Source organism: Arsenicicoccus sp. UBA2120, assembly GCF_002330965.1.
Classification (GTDB): domain Bacteria; phylum Actinomycetota; class Actinomycetes; order Actinomycetales; family Dermatophilaceae; genus Arsenicicoccus; species Arsenicicoccus bolidensis.
This window is the reverse complement of record NZ_DCYC01000057.1, coordinates 66,734-69,170: the sequence shown is the minus strand read 5'-3', so window position 1 is coordinate 69,170 and position 2,437 is coordinate 66,734. Positions and strand designations below refer to the sequence as shown.

Sequence of the window (2,437 nt, the reverse complement as noted above, 5' to 3'; positions counted from 1 at the left end):
ACCACTCAACGGGGCTCTATCAACCGAGGTGCCGGGTGGGCTCCCGGCATACGGCCTGGATGTCCTCGGCCGACGCCCCCTGTCAGCCCCAGCCCATCGCGTGGAGACGCTCGTCGTCGATGCCGAAGTGATGGGCGATCTCGTGCACGACCGTCACGGTGACCCCGTCCCGCAGATCCTCGAGGTCCTCGCACAGGCGGGAAAGCGGCCCGCGGTAGAGGTAGATCCGGTCCGGCAGCATGCCCCCGAGACCCCAGCCACGCTCCGTCAGCGGCGTGCCCTCGTAGAGGCCCAGCAGGTCGCCGAGGTCCTCCGGGGGCTCGTCCTCGACCAGGAAGACGACGTTGTCGAGCAGGGCCATCAGCTCCTGCGGCACGTCGTCGAGCGCATCCCCGACAGCCGCGTCGAAGGTCGCGTCGTCCACGGTCACGGGCATGGCACCAGCCTCCCACGTCCGCCTGACGGCTGTTGCCTCCCGGCCCGAGCAGGCATGGTCCGTCCGCAGGCGCCCGGCAGCGAGCGGTCTGCCCTGCAGGCTCAGCGGACCCAACGGGCTCAGCGGACCCAGACGACGAGATGGGCGTCCTCCCGGGGGAGGACGCCCATCTACGGATTCGTCGGTGTCGGTACGTGGTACCAGGACTCCGGCGTCAGTGCCGCTCGACCTCGGCGGTGCGCTGACCCTCGATCGCCTCATGGCCGTGCCCGTCGTGGTGCGCGGCGGCGACGTCGCGCGGGGTGACAGGCTGGATGTCGTCCTCGAAGAAGAAGCGCGACAGGCGTGCGCGCCTCTTGTCCGAGGTCGTGCCAGGCCGCGGGATCCCGTGAGCATCGGTGGCGTCCCCGAGCTCGAGGGGGCGGTGCGCCTCGTGCTGGACAAGGTTCCACCGGGTGTACTCGTCGATGTCCTCGTGCTTCTCCGTGAACCTGCCGTCTGCGTCCCGGATGATCCGACCGGTCTCGCGTCCGTGGAGCACCAGGTCGCGGTCGCGGCGCTGCAGCGAGATGCAGACGCGCTTGGTGACCCAGAACGCCAGGACGGGGAGGACGAAGAAGCCGATCCGCAGGAACCACGTGATGTCGTTGATCGACAGGTGCAGGTGGGTGGCGATCAGGTCGTTGCCCGCGGCCGCCCACAGGACGGTGTAGGCCGTGATGGCGGCCAGGCCGATCGCCGTGCGGGTCGGGGCGTTGCGGGGACGCTGCAGCAGGTGGTGCTCGCGGTTGTCGCCGGTGATCCAGCGCTCGAAGAACGGGTAGGCACCGAGCAGGACGTAGACGAGGGGCAGCAGCAGCAGCGAGCCGATGAGCACGCCGTAGGTCAGCGTGTAGCCGCCGACCGTGACCTCGGTCCAGCCGGGCATGAGGCGCAGGGCTCCGTCGGCGAAGCCCATGTACCAGTCAGGCTGCGACCCCGCGGTCACCTGGGTCGGGTCGTAGGGGCCGTAGTTCCAGATCGCGTTGATCGAGAACAGGCTCGAGATGAGGGCGGTGATGCCGAAGACGATGAAGAAGAACCCGCCCGCCTTGGCGGTGTAGACCGGCATCAGCGGGTAGCCCACGACGTTGTCGTTGGTGCGGCCCGGCCCGGGGTACTGCGTGTGCTTGTGGACCATCACCAGGATGAGGTGCGCGGCCAGCAGACCGACGAGGATCGCCGGGAGCAGGAGCACGTGGGCGGCGAAGAGCCGGGGGATGATCGCCTCGCCGGGGAAGGTGCCGCCGAAGAGGAAGTAGACGAAGTAGGAGCCGATGACCGGGATGGTCAGCATGAAGCCCTGCGCGGCGCGCAGACCCGTGCCCGACAGCAGGTCGTCGGGGAGGGAGTAGCCGGCGAAGCCCTCGACCAGCGCGAGCATGGCCATGAGCGCGCCGATGACCCAGTTGATCTCACGCGGCTTGCGGAAGGCGCCGGTGAAGAACACCCGGAACATGTGGACGACCAGCGCGACCACGAAGATCAGGGCCGCCCAGTGGTGGATCTGACGGATGAGCAGACCGCCGCGGACGTCGAACGAGATGTCCAGCGTCGAGCGGTAGGCCTCGGACATGTGGATGCCCTTGAGCGGGACGTAGGACCCGTTGTACTCCACGTGGCCGGCGCTCGGGACGAACCACATGGTCAGGAAGACTCCGGTGATCAGGCAGATGATCATGGAGTACATCGCGACCTCGCCGAGCATGAACGACCAGTGGTCCGGGAAGACCTTGCTCATCATGTAGCGGACGCCCTTGGCGGCGCCGGTGCGGTCGTCGACCCAGCCACCGACACCGGCCAGGCCACCGGGCTTGCGCGCCGTGCGGACCTCGCGGATGTCGTCGGTCCTCAGGTCGTTGGTCGATCGAGTGCTGCTGCTCATCAGCCACGCTCCCAGAAGCTCGGGCCCACTGCCTCGGCGAATCCAGAGTCGGCGACGAGGTAGCCCTCGTCGTCCAC

Annotated in this window: 2 protein-coding genes; both read right to left on the bottom strand. The window is 68.4% G+C overall.

Annotated features, from left to right (window positions below; translation table 11 throughout):
• Positions 1 to 82 precede the first annotated feature (82 nt).
• Entirely contained in the window at positions 83 to 436 is a 354-nt protein-coding gene (locus tag B2P18_RS08625) for a metallopeptidase family protein (RefSeq protein ID WP_286958037.1), read from the bottom strand.
• Positions 437 to 650: 214 nt separating this feature from the next.
• Positions 651 to 2,360 (bottom strand): cytochrome b, encoded by a 1,710-nt coding sequence (locus tag B2P18_RS08620; RefSeq protein WP_286958036.1) that lies wholly within the window; start codon positions 2,358 to 2,360, stop codon positions 651 to 653.
• Positions 2,361 to 2,437 lie beyond the last annotated feature (77 nt).